At 34.4% G+C, this 18,442-nt stretch carries 17 protein-coding genes; 8 read left to right on the top strand and 9 right to left on the bottom strand.

All coding sequences use genetic code 11. The features are described from left to right. Nucleotide 1: 1 nt before the first annotated feature. The 6 genes from JWG41_RS18225 to JWG41_RS18250 are packed head-to-tail and all read right to left on the bottom strand — an operon-like array spanning nt 2 to nt 8,077. Nucleotides 2–3,139 carry an efflux RND transporter permease subunit gene (locus JWG41_RS18225; RefSeq protein WP_205271239.1) on the bottom strand — a complete coding sequence of 1,046 codons (3,138 nt, stop codon included), beginning with the start codon at nt 3,137–3,139 and terminating at the stop codon, nt 2–4. 1 nt (nt 3,140) lies between these two features. Continuing rightward, a complete protein-coding gene (locus JWG41_RS18230; RefSeq protein ID WP_205271240.1) occupies nt 3,141–4,691 on the bottom strand; it encodes an Ig-like domain-containing domain in 1,551 nt (516 codons plus the stop codon). Beyond that, a complete protein-coding gene (locus JWG41_RS18235; protein ID WP_205271241.1) occupies nt 4,691–6,262 on the bottom strand; it encodes an Ig-like domain-containing domain in 1,572 nt (523 codons plus the stop codon). The genes JWG41_RS18230 and JWG41_RS18235 overlap by 1 nt, the downstream gene beginning before the upstream one ends. Before the next feature lie 4 nt (nt 6,263–6,266). Further along, entirely contained in the window at nt 6,267–6,872 is a 606-nt protein-coding gene (locus JWG41_RS18240) for a tetratricopeptide repeat protein (protein WP_205271242.1), read from the bottom strand. Between the two features lie 4 nt (nt 6,873–6,876). Next, entirely contained in the window at nt 6,877–7,512 is a 636-nt protein-coding gene (locus JWG41_RS18245; RefSeq protein WP_205271243.1) for a hypothetical protein, read from the bottom strand. Then, nucleotides 7,505–8,077, bottom strand: coding sequence for a tetratricopeptide repeat protein (locus JWG41_RS18250; protein WP_205271244.1), 573 nt, complete (start codon nt 8,075–8,077; stop codon nt 7,505–7,507). Before JWG41_RS18250 ends, JWG41_RS18245 begins: the two co-directional genes overlap by 8 nt. A 77-nt stretch (nt 8,078–8,154) precedes the next feature. Here JWG41_RS18250 and JWG41_RS18255 point away from each other — a divergent pair, with 77 nt between their 5' ends. The 5 genes from JWG41_RS18255 to JWG41_RS18275 all read left to right on the top strand — a co-directional run bounded on the left by JWG41_RS18255 (nt 8,155) and on the right by JWG41_RS18275 (nt 13,637). After that, the gene (locus JWG41_RS18255) at nt 8,155–8,796 is read left to right on the top strand and encodes a hypothetical protein (protein ID WP_205271245.1); all 642 of its coding nucleotides are present in this window, start codon (nt 8,155–8,157) and stop codon (nt 8,794–8,796) included. A 2-nt stretch (nt 8,797–8,798) separates the two neighbouring features. Then, complete coding sequence (locus tag JWG41_RS18260; protein ID WP_205271246.1) at nt 8,799–10,217, top strand: TolC family protein; 1,419 nt, start codon at nt 8,799–8,801, stop codon at nt 10,215–10,217. Further along, nucleotides 10,204–11,556, top strand: a complete 1,353-nt coding sequence (locus tag JWG41_RS18265; RefSeq protein WP_205271247.1) for an efflux RND transporter periplasmic adaptor subunit — start codon at nt 10,204–10,206, stop codon at nt 11,554–11,556. Before JWG41_RS18260 ends, JWG41_RS18265 begins: the two co-directional genes overlap by 14 nt. 1,192 nt (nt 11,557–12,748) lie before the next feature. Next, nucleotides 12,749–13,279: a helix-turn-helix domain-containing protein gene (locus JWG41_RS18270; protein ID WP_205271248.1), complete on the top strand. Its 531-nt coding sequence runs from the start codon at nt 12,749–12,751 to the stop codon at nt 13,277–13,279. Nucleotides 13,280–13,478: 199 nt separating this feature from the next. Next, a complete protein-coding gene (locus JWG41_RS18275; protein WP_205271249.1) occupies nt 13,479–13,637 on the top strand; it encodes a hypothetical protein in 159 nt (52 codons plus the stop codon). A 330-nt stretch (nt 13,638–13,967) separates the two neighbouring features. Here JWG41_RS18275 and JWG41_RS18280 read toward each other — a convergent pair whose 3' ends face one another. Both JWG41_RS18280 and JWG41_RS18285 read right to left on the bottom strand, forming a co-directional pair. Then, nucleotides 13,968–15,056, bottom strand: coding sequence for a hypothetical protein (locus JWG41_RS18280; RefSeq protein ID WP_232374101.1), 1,089 nt, complete (start codon nt 15,054–15,056; stop codon nt 13,968–13,970). Nucleotides 15,057–15,539: 483 nt separating this feature from the next. Continuing rightward, entirely contained in the window at nt 15,540–15,926 is a 387-nt protein-coding gene (locus JWG41_RS18285) for a hypothetical protein (protein ID WP_205271250.1), read from the bottom strand. 231 nt (nt 15,927–16,157) lie between these two features. On the opposite strand from JWG41_RS18285, the gene JWG41_RS18290 reads away from it, so the two are divergent. Genes JWG41_RS18290 through JWG41_RS18300 form a run of 3 tightly spaced genes read left to right on the top strand, consistent with a single transcriptional unit; the run spans nt 16,158 to nt 17,621 of the window. After that, nucleotides 16,158–16,382, top strand: coding sequence for a helix-turn-helix transcriptional regulator (locus JWG41_RS18290; protein WP_205271251.1), 225 nt, complete (start codon nt 16,158–16,160; stop codon nt 16,380–16,382). Then, on the top strand, nt 16,372–16,695 hold the full coding sequence (locus tag JWG41_RS18295; protein WP_205271252.1) for a HipA N-terminal domain-containing protein: 324 nt from the start codon (nt 16,372–16,374) through the stop codon (nt 16,693–16,695). Before JWG41_RS18290 ends, JWG41_RS18295 begins: the two co-directional genes overlap by 11 nt. Beyond that, nucleotides 16,692–17,621, top strand: coding sequence for a HipA domain-containing protein (locus JWG41_RS18300; RefSeq protein ID WP_205271253.1), 930 nt, complete (start codon nt 16,692–16,694; stop codon nt 17,619–17,621). The genes JWG41_RS18295 and JWG41_RS18300 overlap by 4 nt, the downstream gene beginning before the upstream one ends. A 104-nt stretch (nt 17,622–17,725) precedes the next feature. On the opposite strand, the gene JWG41_RS18305 is transcribed toward JWG41_RS18300, so the two are convergent. Then, the gene (locus tag JWG41_RS18305) at nt 17,726–18,061 is read right to left on the bottom strand and encodes a hypothetical protein (RefSeq protein ID WP_205271254.1); all 336 of its coding nucleotides are present in this window, start codon (nt 18,059–18,061) and stop codon (nt 17,726–17,728) included. Between the last annotated feature and the right edge of the window lie 381 nt (nt 18,062–18,442).

The raw sequence follows: 18,442 nt of genomic DNA on the forward strand, positions 1-18,442 counted from the left end.
ATTATTTATCTTTGGATATTTTTTTCTTTTTTTTAACTTGGTTGACTTCAAAAGGAATTAATGAAGAAACTTTTGGTAGATTTTTTCGTATACTGGAATCATAGAGAATTGGGATGACAACCAGTGAAAAAATCGTGGAAAAGAATAATCCGCCAATTACGGCCACAGCCAATGGAGCTTGAGGGGAAGGGTTCCCAAAAGTAATAATTGCTGGAATCATACCTAACATTGTCGTTGCTGTTGTATTCAAAATTGTAAAAAGTCGTTTTTTGATTCCAGATTTTAGTAGTTCAATTCCTGTTAATGAATTTGCACTATTAGTCAACCGATAAGTATCAACAAGTATAATCCCATTGTTAACAACCAAGCCTGCGAGCAAAACGATTCCCATTGAAGAAATGATATTCAGACTCTGACCAAAGAGAAATAAAAACAAAAAAGAACCAAAGATTGTTATTATGATTGATGAAAGGATGATAAAAGGTTGAACCAGATTTTCAAATTGCGATGCCATAGTCATATAAACTAAAATAATTGCAAAAATTGCTGCGTATGATAAAGCAAAGAAAGACTTTTGCATTTCTCGATGCGAATCTCCTTCCAAAACAGATACGTCCCTATTTTGTTCATATTCGCTGATTGTATTTTTTATCTGACCTTCTAATCCTTCTTTATCGCTATCGGAAGTAGATAACGACAAAGTAGCCGTCCGGGAACCATCCTTTCTGAATATTTTTCTATCAATTTCAGCATCTTCTAAGTGAGCAAATGAAGAAAACTTAATCATTTTCCCAGAGGGTGTTTCAATTGGTATTTCTAAAATCGAATCTTTGTCATAACGATCTTCAAGTCTTGACCTGACTAAGATTTCAAATTCATAATCATTCTCTCTAAATTTAGAAGCAAAATCTCCTTTCACGAAAGATTTCATATTTGTTGCAATTTTTTCAACGGTTAGACCGAAAAATGCCATTTTGTTTCTATCCAGAATGACTCGAACTTCTTTTGTTTTTTGGCCCAAAGAAGATTTATAACTATTTATAATTGGATTTTTTTTTAGCGTCTCCTCAATTTTTGAAGTCACTTCTCTAATTTTAATCCAATTTTGACCTGATATTTCTAAGTTAAAATCAAATCCATCTGAAGATAATAAAGAGGCTAATATTGTTTTTGTTGGAATCAAAGAAATTTCAGAGTTAGAAGATTTACTAATCTGAGTTAATCTATTTTGGATTTTTTCTTGATGATCCTCAAAGCTAACACCATCTTTGAGTTGAACAAAAATTTCTGCTCTATTTAATCCGAAATCTGATTTTGGATTTACCACAAGGTCTTTATCTTCATATCCTATTTGCTGTAGAATATTTTTAGTATCATTGGTTTCTTGAATGAGTTGGTCCAATTTATTACAAATTGCTTCTGTCTGAAGCAGAGTAGTGCCCTCTGGTGCTTTTATTTTAATAGTAAAACTTCCCTGATCAAGCTCCGGCATCATTTCCTTTGGTAAAAGGAGGAATAAAAAAAAAGTCAGCAGTGTAAATCCTATAAGTAACAGATAAGAAAAAGATTTTCTCTTATAAAATAGATTTAGGAAAAAAAGTATTAGATTTTCAAAGCGTTCGACGAGTAGTAAGAACTTGCTCTTATCGGATTTTTTATTTGGGATAACATTGAAAAAATCCAATTGGGTTAAAGTTGGAATCAATGTGGTTGAAACGATGAAAGAGGAAACAAGTGATAATGTGATTGTTAATGCAAAATCACTAAATATTGCTCCAGCAATTCCATCGACGAATAATACAGGTAAAAAAACGACGCAACTTGTGACAGTAGAAGCAATTAAAGAACCATAGACTTCATGAACCCCCGAAATTCCTGCATCAATAAAATTGTGCATTTCTTTCATTTTGGTTCTTATTGATTCTAGTACAACAGCTGATGAGTCTACTACCATTCCGACTCCTAATGCGAGCCCACCCATAGACATTGTATTTACTGTGATATTTAGAAAATACATGAATATGAGTGTTAATAAAGAAGACAATGGAATTGCAGAAACTACAATGATTGGTTCTCTCCAGTTCTGATAAAACAAGTATAAGATAAAATAACAAATGACAGCTGCAAAAAGCCCTGACAGAATTACTGAAGTAACGGCTTCTTTAATGAAAATAGATTGATCTTCAACTATTTCAAAATGAACTTCATTATTAAACTTTTCGTTCAATTCTTCAATTAAACTAACTAGGTTCGAAACAATGGAAACGGTATTTTTACCAGATTCTTTTTTGATTGAAATAGATATACTTTCAGACGAATTCAGTTTGGTGATACTTGTCCTCTCTTTGGTACCATCTTTTATTTCTGCGATCGATTTTAGATAAATTGGTACGCCTTGTTCCGTTAATCCAATGAGTGTATCATTTATTTGATCTAATGATTTAAACGCACCGTCTGTACGAATTAAAATCTCTTTATCATTTTGTCTGATATTTCCTGCAGGAAAATTGAGGTTTGCAGCTGATATTTGATCGATAACAGTATCAATACCTATGCCGTATGCTTGTAAGCGATCTCTATCTACTACTACTTGAATTTGTCTTTGAAGCCCGCCAGAAAGTGAAACAGCAGCAACACCTTCAGATCGTTCAAGATAAGGGAAGATAGTCTTTTGTAAAAAAAAACGAATATCTTTCAACGATTTCCCTTTTGGAATTGCTGCAAGTCTTAAAATTGGGGATTCATTTGGATCAAAACGGAGAACTATAGATTTTTTGGTATCTTGCGGTAAATTCCCTTTTACTAAATCTACTTTTTCTCGAGTTTGAATCATTGCCTGATCCATGTTTGTTCCCCATCGGAATCGGATATAAACAATAGATGCACCTTCAACTGAATCAGAAGAGATTCGATCAGTGCCCGGAACCGATGCGACAATTTCTTCAATGGGTTTAGATATTAGCGTTTCGATCTCACCAGGCGATGCATTGGGATAAAGTGTAACTATAGTTAATGTTGGAAACGAAATATTAGGAAGGAGGTCTATTTTTAGTTTGAGGGTCGCTATCGTTCCAAACAAGAGAATCAGCAAAAACCCAACGCCAGTAGTAACTCGTCTGGTTATAAAATACTGTACCATCTTACGGATTTAATCTAAATCGAAAGTTAAAGTCTTGTTTCATATAATTACCATACTGATCTATAACACCTTGTTTTCCACCTTTGACAGTGAATATATATGTTGAAGGATTTGGAGCAAAACTGAATAGTCTTGTGCGCATCAAGAATCTGTCAGTTGGTAAAGGGGATACATCTACTGGTAAATTTAAATAGGGGGAGCCAATATTTGGGCCAAAATCATACCTGACATCAAAATCTATGCTTGAAAGTTGTAGACTTAGGTCTCTAGGTGATGATGTTATATCACATGTTGCTAAGGTTTCACCTCTACAAAAATAAATGTAAAACCCATTGGTGCCTGTTTCTAAATTGTAATTTGGACCAACACCACCATCACTGTTAATACTTGAAATAATGCTAGTGTTTAGTTGTATAGTGTTCGGTTGATCTAAATAAATGCCTCTTACCCAAAGAGGACGACTTCGTGGTCCATTGATTTTAATATTATAAACATAAGCCTTTGTTAAGGTATTATTCTGAATATCTCGAATTTGATCAGAAACTTTCATTTGATATACTGTATCTATATCTAATACCGAGGATGGAGTAATTCTAAACCGAGTACTATTTGCTGAAACATCTTGAATTGTATAAGTCACAGAAGGAGTAAAGGAAATTGCATCATTGATTGAAGAAGGCAAAATTGGTTCGTCGAATTGTATAAAAAATGAATCGTCTTTTTCAAATCCAGCGACCGTTATATATTCGGTAGCTACAAAATTGGTAACGGTTGTAGATGAAATTTCAGTAAAGTTTGGTTTTACGAAATCATTTCCAACAGTAAAATTCAATTGATAACTTTTGATCAAAGTATTACCTGAGGAATCTTGAATGGAGGCAGGTATAGTAAGTGTATAGTTTGTACCAAATGCTAACGGAGTAAGTAGAATTAGTGTCACGGTTGTACCGTCACCACTTAAAGTTGCTGCTGGAAAATCGAAACTGATTTGAGGAGAACTGCTTATATTAGTCAATATAGACGAAAGCTTCATTGCTTTTGAAAAAGTTAATTGGATAGTTGTATTTGTTTGAATTCCCACCGCACCATTTGATGGAATGGTTGAAACAAGTTCTGGTTGTTGCGAATCTTCATTCACATAAAAATTTGAAGAATAGTCCCTAATTAAGTTAACACCTTCTGAACTTTCAGCTTTCGATCCTAATAAAGTATACCTATATTGCCCAGCCTGGCTCAGAATAGCCTTAGGCTTAAATACCATCATTTTATCGATCCAGGAAAACAATCCATCTACACTGATAGATCCATTCCGTAATGTAAAACTTCCTTCTGTAACCGTCTTGTTCATATCTTTCGAGAATAAGATTGAAATTTCACTATAAGGAGAGACGGCATTTTGTTCGTTTAACGGTGCTGCGGATAAAACCACCGGCGCTTGAGAGTTAGGAAGAAGATCCAACGCTGGAAAAACTGAGAACGGTCCTTTCCCATTTTCGAGTAACTGACTACAAGAGATCATTAAAGAGCAAAATAAAATGGCTAATTGTTTCATTAAAGTCTCTGGAATAAAAAAGATTCACTCGTTTGGAGATAGTTTTCATTAATATCTCTTAGGCCAGCGGATCCACCAAGAATGGTTTTTTTGTATTGAACGTTTGGAAAAATTGATTTAATTCCGATTTTATATACACCAGGCGTAGAACAAAAAGCAGGCGGAGCATAGTCTTTGTAGTAAACTAAAGGTGAGCCTCCACCTGGGCCACCTGAAAAATAGCTAAACGATACTTGGTTGAATATATCACCGTCCCCATTTGTTTTAAGTGCACAACCTCCAGCAGTGTTAAAAGAAATTTCGAACATGTAATCCATGAGCGAACAATCTGTGGAGGTAATTGAAACAGAATAAATCTTATTTTGGTCAAATGGAAAGGAGACAGCGTTTGGATTTGAATCTATTGTTGGTACACAAGTAGCAGATACACTATAACCAGTGACACTATTGATTGTAATGGGAAGGCTATCATTGGAATTGTTAGTGATAAAATCGATGATATAACTATTTCCTAACGGAATAGCATTGGAATCTTGTGCTGTTGACGAAAAATTCAATCTATATCTAGAATCTTGATTGAGAGGAGAATTTGGAGTAAATTCTAGAATTTGTCCTGTAGACCATCTATACTTTCCCGAAATAGAGGGAGAAAATGAAATAGCACGTTCCACGGTCTCCTGTTTCATAGGTCTGTTGAATGTAAAACGAAAACTATCAAACTTTGATACATCAATAAATTCACTCAAAACCGGAGACGGACTCACTACAGGCCATGCAGGACTTAATGGGAAAGGGGTAACTTGAAAAGTTAAGGCAGTTGCAATAGTACCAGTGTAAAATGAATTAGAAAATTCCTTCTTAATTGGAACACCTAACCTACTTTTAGCCGAACTTGATACTCTAACCGTATAGCTTGTTGATGTTTGCAGCGGTGATTGAAGTCTAAGTCTTAATATTGTTGAATTTCCTGACCACTCTTTAACAAATACTGCGGGGCCACCTGAAATAGTTGTCGCAGCGGATGTTTCAGCTTCATCCATCGATTGCGAAAAGTATAATATAATATCTTGATTGAGTGGCCAATTTTCAATCAGTGAATTACTTATGACAGGTTCTGCATTAATGACTTCCGGCGGATCTACAAATCCAATCGTATAAAAATCAGACACATAATCTTTGGTTAAAGTGTTATTCTTTAAGTCTTTCGCTATGGAGCGATTGATTTTAATCTCATATCTTTTCCCTATAGTTAACCCAAGCTTAAAATTCAAATCTAAAAGATAATCTGATCGCCAGTTAAATGCTGAGGTTACGTTCCCTCCGTTCGAGGAAATGGAAATAGCAAGTTCGGTTGCATTTCTATTCATTGGTCTAGAAAATAATAGAGAAATAGTCGAATCTAACGGTACTTCTTTTGATCCTGTAAATGGAGAAATAGTTAAGACATTTGGCCGTTCAAAATCCGATGGATCACTCAATCCCAATAAGTAGGCCTTATCTGCTAAATCTTTCAATTGTTCATTACATGAAATACAAAAGGTTAAGATTAGTAAGAAGGATAAGGATTTCATAACATCACTTTTTTGCTGTTTTAGTAACTGAGTTTTCTACTTTGGCCAGCTCTTCGTTTGCCCTTTCAATCATACCTGCTTTTAGGTAGAGATTCCCTAGATCTTTGTGTATCTTATCAAATGATTTTTTTATCATTTTTGCCTTATTGTAATATAATAAGGCTTCCTTAATATTGCCTTCTCTTTCGCTAATTTTTGCTAAATGATAATACGCTTCGAAATGTAAATTGTCCAATTCTAAAATATTCAACAAATGTTCTTTTGCTTTTGTTAAATCGCTTTCAACAACTAAGTAATTTTTTGAAATCCAAAAATCAATAGAAGGATTTTCAGGAAATTTTCCTTTAGCTTTTTTCAAAATCTCTAGAGATCCGTTAAAATCTCCCATATAATACAAAGTTTTTCCTAGCATGATATAAGCAGAAATCAAGTCAGGGTTTTCATCCACTGAGGTTTGAAATTCTAACTTTGCCTTTTCTAAATTTTTATCCAAAAATTCTTTTTTGCCGATTTGGAAATGTTCATTTGCACTTTCTTCTGATTTACAAAATAAAACACTAGTCATAAGCAAAAAATAAACGAACAAAATTTGAATATTAGAATATTTCATTTTTTTATCTTGTAACAGAAGAATATACCTCTTTAGGAACAATTTGAACCTTTGCATCTCGTTTTGCTTTACCTGCAATTAATCTCTTTTTTATAGTTGCAGCTTCCATTAGCTTATTCAGTTTGATGATTTTGGCTTCTCGCTGAAGCTCATCCATTGTTACGGACTTTAATTTTGAAGCATTAGATTTACTTTGTTTGAACTTTTCTAAAATATCATTATCTACCTGAATTTTATCAGAGTTTTCAACTAGATTCAGGGCACCAGATTTTTTATCTAACCAATAGGATATAGCAGCCTTTCTTACTGATCTAGCCATATAATCCTTGGCCTCATTAGAATTAAAATCTACATCAGCAAGAGCTCTTTGAAGTAAAATTGATTCTTCAATGTAATTTGATAGATATTGTTCCACTTCCTCTGGTGTAGCAGGGTTAAATTTATGTTCAAATGTCTTCCTATCTGCAATTAATGCCTCTCGGAATGCTTTTGCTGAAAGGAATTTACCATCAATAGTAACGATTTCAGGCGAACCTTCTCGTTTCTCCATATCCTCTTCAATAAGTTTTTCAATATCGCTGTTACAATTGAATATAAAGGCTAAACAGAAAACGAATGTTAGTAGTAAGGAACTATTCAAGTTCCTTGATTTTATTTTTTGCATCTGTAATTTGCCTTTGAAATGTTACTTTTGGCGCAAGCCTAATAAATTCTTCATAATTCGATTTTGCCTTAGATTTTTCCCCCAAGAACCCATAGACCATACCGAGGTTAAACCTAGCTTCGACCATGGTTGGCACTAAAAATAGTGCCTTTTCATAGTTTTTGACTGATTGTTTGTAATCTGCTAAATTCTGATAGCAAACGCCTAAATTATAATATCCTTTTGCATAATCTGGATCTATTTCAATTGATTTGATAAAATATGCGACAGAATCTTTTCCTTTGCCTTGATTAATCATCGCAATGCCCACATTACCTGCGTATTCTGGCGAGCTTGGATTTAAATCAGAAGATGCTCTGAAATTTTTTTCTGCATCTTCCCATTTACCTTCTGATAAGGCTTTTAATCCTTTAACGTTCTCTTCTTGAGCTTTATATTGGTCCGAATCCATATTCCCCTGTGTATTTAGAACTCCACAAAAACAAAGCTGAAGGAAAGTGAACAAAATGAAATATCTAAACGATTTTTTAAACTTTAACATCGAGAATTCCTAACATTGCAATCATCATTTCTCCAACCCATGTTAATTTTGCATACCAAAAAAATTAGAACTTGCAATTGATAGGTGATTCTGCAGAAAGGTTAACGAAAGAGATGCGACCGAATCAATTAATCCTGTTTTTTGTAATATTGTTCCACACCTTCAACTGTAGTACCGGTAAATTTATTAAACAATTATTAAGAACAGACATACAGTCGGCGGTTGACCTGAAGGAAAAGCTCCCTAAAGGAAAAATTGCACTAATAGATTTAACATCGAAGAATTTAGTCTCATTAAACATTTCTGCCACAAACGTAACCGATAACTTACATTTCTCACTAAAAGAGGACGGGTTAGATGTAATCAGAGTTGCTACTTTTCTGAATAGCGATAGCTCAGCAGCAAATTTTGAACCAAATTCAACTCCAGTTACTTTGTCTCCTATCAGGAAATACATTTTAGCAGATAAAGATAAAGTAATATCACTTTGCGTACAGAAAGGAACAAAATATGTACTAACGGGTTTTATTTTTGAGGCAGACATAGGAACTATATTAGATGAAGATTACTCATCAGGCGCTATTTTGTATCTCTATGATGACAGCGGTGAGTTAATTAATATGTTTAAATACATAGGATATGAGAAATTACTCTCATTCGAATCAAATTCAGCTATTTCAAATAAATTGGCCCAAAAAATTGCAAAAACGTTCAAATAATTATGTCTTTCGGTATCAATAGGCTAATCATTTTAGCAATAATAATAAATTTTAGCATATTCGCAGATGAGGAAATTTCTACTTTATACCTTGATTTAGAGAAAGCAGAAGACATCGGAATTGAAAATAGCCCGGAATTAAAAATGATTGGCTCGCAACAGAAAATTAAAAAGCTATTAGTAAATGAAAATTGGAGACAATATTTTCCGACAGCTTCTATCAGATGGGATCGAAGTTCCTCAATTATCGAAAATACTGCTGATTCTAGAAACCAACGATTCACTTTAAACGTAGATCAGGTCGTTTACGATGGTGGAAGAAGATCACTTGCACTTGATGCCTCTTTAGGTGAATTAGCTTTAGCCAAATATGATGTAAAAATTGCACTCAATAAGTTAAGATTTAAAATAAGAACTTTATTCTTTTCAATATTGAGTAAGAAATCACAACTAATTACGCTTGAAAGGAGCATCAAAAGACAATCTGACCAATTATTCTATGCGAATAGAGAACTTCAATTAGGCGAAACTACTAAAATTAAAGTTTTGGAATTGGAAAACAGGCTAAATGAAATTATCTTACAAGAAAAGACAGCAAGAATCGATTATGAATCTCAAATACAAGAATTTAAAATATTACTCCGGTTGAAAAGTAGTTCAGAAATAAAACTAATAGGAAACATTCTAGGGGATGTAAATTATAATTATCGAAATTTTGATGGAGAAAACCTTATCAATTTGGCTTCAAATTTTAGAGTAGAGTTTGATAAAGCGAGAGCTGAACATTTACAAACACAGTCAAAATATAAATATGCTCAAACTTTCTACATTCCTACTGTTTCGGTAGGAGGTTTCCATGGTTATAGAGGGGATGAATATCCACCTCGCGAAAGAGAGTATGGATTTAATTTTCGAGTATCAATGTTATTAGGGCCAAATTCTCTTCAAGATACTGGAAATTATACTTCTCGAAATGAAAATAATGACCGATTTTTAACATCTTCAACTACTTTAGGTATTTATGATAATCTTCAATACCAACGGGAAATTGTCACATCTGGAAATGCTGCCTATCAAGCTAAGGTAAATTTAAATCAAATCGGTGATATCATAGCATCGGAAGTAAAAAAGAGTTTAAATAGCTATAGAGTTAGTTGGGATGCAATGAAGCAAGCAGATGAGAACGTAATTTTATTTGAAAAAAGAATTCAAATAAAAGAAGAGCAAGTGAGACTAGGTGAAGCGCCTAGAACAGAGCTAGCAGAAACAGAAATACGTTATTTGGAAGCAACAAATGCCCAAATAGCTTCTAGATTAAGATTTATGTCATCGATAGCTGAACTTGAGTTAGCAACAGGTTTAAGTCTTGATCAGCTAGGTTTAATTAAATTCGGAGAAGTTTTACCAATTGAAAAAAATTAAAGCTCATTATATTATTTTAATTTTCATTCTAGTTTTTTGCAAGAAAAGCAAGTCAACAGAAGAAACAAATAAAGCTCTTGATTACGGAATCATAAGTGTATCAGCAATTGAACCGGTAGACGAGATCTTAACTTTGGGATCTGTTTCCTATCTAAAAAAAGCCGAGGTTACCTCAAAAGTATTGGGAAGAATCGAAAATTATTTTAAAGAAGAAGGGCAGAAAGTTAATTCTGGGGATACCCTAGCAAAAATTGAAACATTAAATTTAGAAATCCAATTAGGAAAAGATAAATCCTCAGAAGTCGTGCAAAGAAGGCAAGTTGATCTAGCTAATGCAAAGCTTTTAATGGCTAGACAACGAGTGGAGAGGGAACTAGCAAACATTAGGAAAGCAGAGGCCGACGTAAAAGACACAAAAGCAGTCATGGAAAATCTAGAACGAAGTGTGAAAAACAAAAAAGAACTTATGGAGATCGGTGCGGTTTCGGAAACAGAATTAAAATCCATTCAAACATCCTTAAATTCAGCAGAAGTGGCTTACTTCAAAGCGCAAAAGAATCTGGAAAACATTATTATTGGATTCCGAGACAAAGATTTAGAAAACGCAGGAATCAAAATAGAATCACCTTCAAATATCAATGATGAAAAATTTATTTATTTAAATACGGCTATTGAACGAGCGGAACTTGAGATGGCTAAAGCAAACTTAGAGGCTATCAAAAAAAGCGTAGAATCTACTGAATTGTTAATTAAAGAATCAAACTTAAAATCTCCATTAACTGGTATAGTAGCAACAAGAGCAAAAGAAAAAGGTGAAGCGGTAAAGGAAGGGGAACCTGTCTTTATAGTTGTCGATACTTCACAAGTACTTTTGAGGTTTAACGTTTCTGAATCAGATGCTGGTTTTCTTCAGAATGGTACGAGTGTAAAATTTACAGTCGATGCTCTAGGAAAGGAAGAAATGAACGGAAAAATTCATATAATTAGCCCCATTATCGATCCTCAAAGTAGAAGCTTAGAAGTGAAAGTTATCGCAAATAATACAAATGGTAAATTAAGACCTGGAATGTTTGCACGTGGAAGAATTCCAAGTTTACAAAGAAAAAAACAAATTGTTATCCCGGTTACTTCAATTGCCAAAAAAGTGAACGAAAAATCTGCTATTGTTTTCAAACTAAATGACCAAGACATGTTTTTTGAAAAACAAATTCAAATAGTACGCGAAACAGACGACGGAATTATCATTGAATCTGGAATTGAAGAAGGAGAAAAAATCGCAACAAAGAATGTTAATTTAATTCAGGAAGGGGATAGGTTAACTAAACCAAAAGACAAATGAATATCTTATTTGTTAGATTTTTTGCAGGAATTATTTTTTTCCTTTTAATATTCAGATGTGATTTTCCAAAATTAGAAAAACGAGTAAATGACTCTGAGTCAAGATTCATTTCTGAGTTAGTGGCAACTAGAACACAAAATGGCAACCCAGAATCGAATTCAAACGATTCTACTGGTGGGATTTTCAGAATTGGAGGGAACGTCACGGGAATTCCCTTAAACGAAACATTAATCATTCAAAATAATTTCTCTGAAGTATTATCCGTTTTCACGAATGGATCATTTTCATTCATTCAGACGTTTTCAAATCAAGCAAATTTCTATGTTAGTATATTAAGAAATCCGAGTGGTAGAAATTGTGTAGTGCAGAATGGAATAGGAAAGATCGAAAACTCTAATTTTACGGGAGTAATGATCGTCTGCCAATAGGCCTACAAAGGCCTGTTATATTTTAATCGTCTAACACAATACCTTGACTTTTTATTATGCATTTTAAATGCCTCAACCTCAGCTACCTCAATGGGTACACTTACGACCCTTTCCAATAGTGCCATCAAAGCAACTGTCACTGCTGGACAAAAAATTGTATTTTCGGGAATTAACTTTTCCGGATCAATTCTAGCTAGTGTTTATACGAAAAGTAGTTGTCCAATAACGGTTACTGATTTGACATCAATTGCAAATTTTACAAAAACAAATAATACCGTTGGCGGATCTTTAAGCTAAGAAATCTCCTTCAGTGTTACTGGAACATATATAATCCTCTTTCAAGGTGTAAGTGCCCAAGGCGTCAATGTTGTAGTCCAATAAATACAAAAACCAGAAGTGTAATTAATTTTTTCAATCTTTGGAATCATCAATATTTCCGATCAGAATGCAAAAAATTCCTTGTACTTTTCGAGAATCTATTGTCCCATTGAATTGTCTTAGGTGAAGATCCAAATAGACACATTCCCCCTTGAGTTTGCCCTCTCGGGGGATCTTTCTAACTCCTCTTAAATCTCAGAAAATTATGTCTCATTGTGGTTGACAAAATCCGTCCTTTGGGTTTAGGTCTTACTGTCCGGTAATAGGCTTTTACTGGGTGGGGTAGGCAAAGACCCCGGATCACTTCACCTAACTTGATCCCCTGCCACAAAAAGAATGTTAAAAGGTTTGGCCGAAGGCATATCATGCCGAACCGAAGGGACAACATGAGACAAGGAATTTGGATACCTGCCCGCATTGAGAGTAGGAAGGATCTTTCCATTGCTGAGAAAGTTATACTATCAGAAATTGAAAGCTTCACAGCCAGTGGAAAGTGTTTTGCATCAAACGAACATTTTGCGAATCTACTGGGACTAAAACCAGATACGATTTCGCGAATGATCTCTAGACTGAAAAAACGGGGTTTTGTCGTTCAAACGGGCTTTGATGGCCGTAGACGCTTTCTTTGTCTGGGGTCTGCCTTGGATGAGAGTACGAAGCCTAGTGACGTGCAGACTATAAATTCACATCCCAGAGAACTGGATTTTTCCCTGACAGCATTGGATGAAACACCAGTTCCTTTACAGAAGAATTCAAAGATTAATACAATGGAACTGTACAAAGGGATGTTATGTAAATTTCCCGAATCGACCAGAAAAGCCGTTGAAAGTGTATTATTTGAAGGTGAGAAACCTGCTTCGAAACACTTGGCGAGGATTGTGAATTCGATTACTAAAGTCGTTGTTGGTGACGGGTGAGGCTTAAGTTGAATATTATGATTGTAGATTTGGATTAAATAGTATAGATGCTTTCTTTTCTATTCCTAAAAAGTATTCATAGTTATATTTCTTTGAGAACTCCGAAAATAGGGAATTTGTTTTTGAAATGACCAATAAAATAGTCATAATTTGATTTAATGCCTATTAAAATGGTCGATTAAATGGAATACAAAAACCCATGAAAATTACTAGAACCTACTCGCGTTTGCCAAAAGAAGTAGGTGTCCTTTTAGGAAAAGAAATCCAACTTGCAAGAAAGGAAAAAGCATGGTCTGAACAAACACTTTTGCCCAAACGCATTCGCACCAAAATAAAGAAGGTGAAAGATGACTTCTAAAGAGGCTTATGTGTGGATTTGGTTAGATGGGAAAGTGGATTTCCAAATCTTCCCCTGAAAGTCTTCACAGTTTTTAGGAATCGATTTTAATTCCTAAAAATATCAATGGAAGGAAACTCATTAAGAGTCTTCTATCGAAAGATTTTTTTAAATCTTAGATACATACACAGTCCTTTGGTTTCCAACCTACAATAACAATAATATTGAATGAAGTCGAATCGGATTATGATATTGATTCTTTTTTCGATACCTTAGTTCTAAAATACCACGATTGTCCCTAACTACAGGTGCAACAGTGGTATCAAAAGAAAATTCATATCAGTTATCAATCTAGGCCATATTGATACGAAAGATTAATTCGACAATCTGCACTCGTTTACTGTCGAATTTGTCGAATTTGTCGAATTTTTGCACCAAATACAGCATATGAATATGAATCTGCTGATAAATCAATTGAGAAATATGCTTGATGATTTCTTTCGGCACCATCTGCGAATCTTTGTTTGGAATTTGATCTGCTTTGATATTTAGAACAGGCTGCATTTTTAGAATTGCTTTTTTCTTTTTAGAATAAGCCTTGAAACTTACTGAAGTTGTAACCAACGGAGGAATGAATGCTCTTAAAAAATCAGACATATGCTTTCGTTTGTGGATCCAATGCAACATACAAATGACTCGATGAAATAGCTCAGAATTGGTTTCTGTTTCAGGGAACCTACTATAAGTCCTTTTCATGATGCGTTTGCTAATTTTGTGTTTTAGTTCGGATACAAATCCAAAGGATGACAAATCCCAATCAAGTTTATCTAGTTCTTGCCCATGCTCAGGCGCTTCTTCTCTTCCGCAATATCCAAAGTATTTTACTCCATCTCCTTTTATTTTCTGCATCCATAGCTTATTCGGCTTCCTTTTGGGACCATTTTGCTTTGGCAGATTGATCAATGATTTTACTAGTTCTTCCTTTAATTTCTTTTTAGTTCTTCTGATTTTCCCTTTTGGGATTAAAATATAACCATGTAGGTGAGGATTGTATTGTCCATCTATCGCATTGCCTTCGAATGTCATGATTGGTATTTCTAGTCCTTTTATTTGATCTTGGTAAAACTCGCGATTTAAGTATTTCAATGTTCTCTCAAGAGCCACTTTTAATTCCTTCATATCAGCTTCTTTGTCTCCTCTGGTTAGGGTGAATGCATATCCAATGTATCCAATCTTACTATATACCTCATGGTTTTTCTTATTGTACTTCTTAAGGCAATTCCAAGTTGTATGGTTAGTGACTCGTTTAACATATCTTATGTTCATTAATTCTTTTCCATATTCTCTTTGGAGCTTATTCCATTTTACTTCACATATATTGTTTACCCTGTTTCTCTTTGACCTTTGTTTCGTTAATTCCTCTAGACATAGCTCGGCCATATACGACCCTCCAATTTTAAAAATTTCGAAAGTCCGACAACTGCTCATAAAGATCGTAAGTCATCGCACTTTCTGGGGTTTTCAAAAGGAGGCTTTTTGGACGCCAAGTGATAACCTTGACTATATCCTAGTAAAAAATCGGATATCGGAGAACTGATAACGCATATTTTTGGAATTTTTTTCATTTTTGCTGTACGAAAAAAAAATTTTATAAACTCAAATTATTAACTTCATAAAACGGGCTCTTGAAAATTTGGTAACCAAATTTATTATAATATACTTATGTAATTTGATTCCATGGTGCTGCATTTTATGCATTTAGTAATGGAATTGTTTGGTTGGATTTTTTTATTTCCGGGGTTCTTCCGAGTATATACTCGGAGAAACCCCCGTTTACACAAACGCGAATTATGTGCTGCAATTGCTGTAACCATCAAAGATGACCTGAAAGATCATCAGGAAATCTCAAAAGAGAAGGTCAATTTAGTTATTTGTCTCCTCCAAATCTACATTATCTTGTGAAGTGGCAGTCTTTTCAGTTTCTATGGCTAGGGCCAAAAGGGAATTCCTTCGAATAGCTTCTTGTTTTTCCCTTTCTACCAATTCAAGCAATCTCTTGAACTCATGATCATTTTTTGACCACTGGGTGATGATCGTATGGTTCATTCTTAAGCGTTCAGCCGTCTTGCGGTAACTCAATCCTGCTTGGATCAGCAGTAATGCAGTTTCCTTTTCTGGTGATACGATTGGAAATGGCCTCTTTAATATTTCCTCTCTTTCCTGCAGAGACTGCATATGTTTCAGCATATCTGCTTTTAATTGCTCGTCGTACGAAATTCTAGTTAATCTTGAATGCAGGTAACGATTCAAATTTCATTCCTCCTATGAATGGATACCTAAATATTATGAAATTTTCGAATATCGGAGAACTCATTTTGCACATTTTAGATTTTTAATGTAAAAAACGCAAAATTGATTCGGTTTTCTTACTTTTGTCGAATTGTACCTTTTTGGGTATAATTCATTACTGTGACCCAAAAATAGTACCGATCGGGTATATTTCACTTTACTTCTTAAAATTTATACCCGATAAGGTACTATATGGAACTAGCTAATCTTTCAGATTTTGTCAAAGGAGAACGAAAGAAGAATTCCTTAACCCAAGAAGACTTAGCTCGTATGACAGGCGTTGGTTTACGATTTATTAGAGAATTAGAACAAGGAAAGCCATCATTACGAATGGACAAAGTGAACCAGGTATTAGAAGCCTTCGGTGCAAAACTGGCTCCAAGACCAATACCAAAAGGGAACGGATATGAATCGTAAGGGGAAGGTTTTCTATAGAGAGATTTTTGCAGGAGAGATCTTCGAGAATGAAAATGGTTATGTATTCCAATACCACGAAAGTTTTCTAAATAATAAGGCTTACCCTGCTATTAGTTTTACTTTACCAAAACAAAAAGGAGCATACCAATCAAAAACTCTTTTTCCTTTTTTTGACGGCTTAATCCCTGAAGGTTGGTTACTTAACCTCACACAAAACATTTGGAAATTAAACAGAAAAGATCGTTTTGGTATCCTATTGACTGTATGTGAAGATTGTATTGGAGCAGTCAGTGTAGTAGGGGAAAGAAAATGAAATTTTGTCTCCTCTGTGCAAAACAGAGTGAAGATGACTATCATCATCATTGCAGCAAACATTTGTTTGGGAAAAATCAAAATCCGGAAATTGATATCGATATCAAGTCTATTCGTGAATTGGCAAAACAAAACATAGAATCACGGATGACTGTAACTGGAGCTCAATCAAAGATATCTCTTGATCTCGATAATTCTAATCCTAAGTTAACAAGGCTCACTATCGTTGGAATCAAAGGAGATTTCATACTCAAACCTCCTTCAGAAGAGTATGCCAATCTTCCTGAAAACGAACATCTTACAATGTTACTTGCAAAAGAATTTTCTTTTCCCGTTGCAGTATCTTCCTTGATTCGATTAAAATCGGGAGAACTGGCTTATATCACTAAACGATTTGATCGGGAAAAGAATACAAAAATTGCTCAAGAAGATTTTTGCCAATTAACCGAACGATTAACTGAAGATAAATACAAAGGATCTTATGAATCGATTGGTCGGTGGATCAAACAGAACACAACTTCTCCAGGGATTGATTTAGTTCGATTTTTTGAAATGGTAGTATTCTCGTTTCTCACTGGTAATTCAGACATGCATTTGAAGAACTTTTCCATTCAAACTGACCTTGAAGGACGAATCAAATTGGCACCCGCTTATGATTTGTTGGCAGTCAAAATATTCTTTAAAGAAGACAATGAAGATCTTGCACTTACATTGAATGGTAAGAAGAATAAAATCAACATAGGGGATATCAAAATCTTTGGAAAGTCAATCCATCTTTCGGAAGTAGTGGTTGATCGAACTCTATTACAAATCCAGTCAAAGGTTCCTTTGCTTGTGGAAAAAGTAAAAGAGTATCCATTTTGGAAATCTGATACAAAGAAGTATGTTGAGTTGGTACAAGAACGAGCTAAAAAGTTAGGCTGGTAGAGGATAGTAATTAAACATTGTTCTCACAAGCTTATAGACCAATCAGCTGGTTTATAAGCACAGGTCAATGTACTATTTGCAGAATTGCTCGTTGCTTGCTTATGCTATTTAGGAAACACAAAAAAGAAAATTGATAATAGTAGTGTTAAAATTTGAATAATTAAGCAACCAGTTGCTAAGCGTAACCATATTTTGTTTAATCGATTATTTACCTTTGTTAAGAAATATGAAAACTCAAATCCATAAATCAAATGAGTGAAAACGCAGCAAAGCACAGAAATGAATGAAAAAACATAAAAAAAACTCTGAGTATTTACATTTGAAGAATCGAGCAACCAAACCCCTCTACCGGCAATCATTGCCAAAACGAGAATTGATGCTTGTTTTGAGCCGTCTAGTATAATGGAATGAGCTTTGTGAAATTGTTCAATTTGATTCATGAAAATATATTCAGTCCTATTCGGTTAGATCTTTGCAATTGAGAAGTCCAGCATGAATTGAATTTAGAGTTTTGGCAACAACTTTCGTAGGGTTGTTAATATACTACTGACATAGCTATTAAAATGTTTACTAAATCTTAGGTTTCTGTGGATTGATTGCTTTGACTCAACTCAGCGGAGGTAGAATCTTACTTTGAATACTTTTACTTTTGAAGTCTTATTTCGATTTCGAATACCATTAATTATGAAGCAATATGCAGCTTCCCAGAATGTATATTATGTCGCATAACATGAGATAGGCGACTGAGTGTACTCATACATCCTTTACAGTTCTGTCTTGATACATACTTTACAAAAAGATGCATCAAAATCCTGTTTCAG

This window comes from Leptospira chreensis, assembly GCF_016919165.1.
Classification (GTDB): Bacteria; Spirochaetota; Leptospiria; order Leptospirales; family Leptospiraceae; genus Leptospira_A; species Leptospira_A chreensis.

Bases quoted from the DNA above. Each gene is read 5' to 3' on its own strand.
- JWG41_RS18240 (WP_205271242.1), bottom strand. From the start codon at position 6,872: ATGAAATATTCTAATATTCAAATTTTGTTCGTTTATTTTTTGCTTATG.
- JWG41_RS18275 (WP_205271249.1), top strand. From the start codon at position 13,479: ATGAAAATTACTAGAACCTACTCGCGTTTGCCAAAAGAAGTAGGTGTC.
- JWG41_RS18305 (WP_205271254.1), bottom strand. From the start codon at position 18,061: ATGAATCAAATTGAACAATTTCACAAAGCTCATTCCATTATACTAGAC.
- JWG41_RS18270 (WP_205271248.1), top strand. From the start codon at position 12,749: ATGAGACAAGGAATTTGGATACCTGCCCGCATTGAGAGTAGGAAGGAT.
- JWG41_RS18250 (WP_205271244.1), bottom strand. From the start codon at position 8,077: ATGTTAAAGTTTAAAAAATCGTTTAGATATTTCATTTTGTTCACTTTC.
- JWG41_RS18280 (WP_232374101.1), bottom strand. From the start codon at position 15,056: ATGGCCGAGCTATGTCTAGAGGAATTAACGAAACAAAGGTCAAAGAGA.
- JWG41_RS18290 (WP_205271251.1), top strand. From the start codon at position 16,158: ATGGAACTAGCTAATCTTTCAGATTTTGTCAAAGGAGAACGAAAGAAG.
- JWG41_RS18295 (WP_205271252.1), top strand. From the start codon at position 16,372: ATGAATCGTAAGGGGAAGGTTTTCTATAGAGAGATTTTTGCAGGAGAG.
- JWG41_RS18230 (WP_205271240.1), bottom strand. From the start codon at position 4,691: ATGAAACAATTAGCCATTTTATTTTGCTCTTTAATGATCTCTTGTAGT.
- JWG41_RS18225 (WP_205271239.1), bottom strand. From the start codon at position 3,139: ATGGTACAGTATTTTATAACCAGACGAGTTACTACTGGCGTTGGGTTT.
- JWG41_RS18235 (WP_205271241.1), bottom strand. From the start codon at position 6,262: ATGAAATCCTTATCCTTCTTACTAATCTTAACCTTTTGTATTTCATGT.
- JWG41_RS18300 (WP_205271253.1), top strand. From the start codon at position 16,692: ATGAAATTTTGTCTCCTCTGTGCAAAACAGAGTGAAGATGACTATCAT.
- JWG41_RS18260 (WP_205271246.1), top strand. From the start codon at position 8,799: ATGTCTTTCGGTATCAATAGGCTAATCATTTTAGCAATAATAATAAAT.